Raw genomic sequence first — 333 nt, 5'->3', positions numbered from 1 at the left:
CCCTGGTCGTGCAGGCGACCGACCTGCGTACCCCGCGTGACGCGAACTGCAGCTGGGGGGTGGCGACGACGTGGGCCCGGTGCCGGACGGTGCCGGCGCACCGCCGGACCTGTGGCACGTGGTAGGCCGCGGCCTCGAGGCGGTCGTGGCGGGCCCCGCGGAGCCCGCCCCGCCCGTGCGGGCTGGAGTCGGCCATCTGCCGACCGTCCTCGCGCCGGCCGTCGGGGCGCGGGGGGAGGTCGGCCAGCAGGCCGCGGGCGGTGTAACTGAGCCGACGGTCCTGCAACAGGCCGTTGGGCAGCACGGTGAAGTGACGTGCGTGTTCGGTACGAT

At 76.0% G+C, this 333-nt stretch carries 1 protein-coding gene; it reads right to left on the bottom strand.

Translation table 11 applies throughout. The annotated features are described in order from the left end of the window. A partial coding sequence (locus UK12_RS44085; RefSeq protein ID WP_045307143.1) for a hypothetical protein occupies window positions 1-333 on the bottom strand: 333 nt, incomplete at both ends.

The sequence above is a fragment of the Saccharothrix sp. ST-888 genome, from assembly GCF_000955975.1.
GTDB lineage: Bacteria > Actinomycetota > Actinomycetes > Streptomycetales > Streptomycetaceae > Kitasatospora.
Note: the sequence above shows the minus strand (reverse complement) of the source record. Positions and strands in the feature narration are given on the sequence as shown.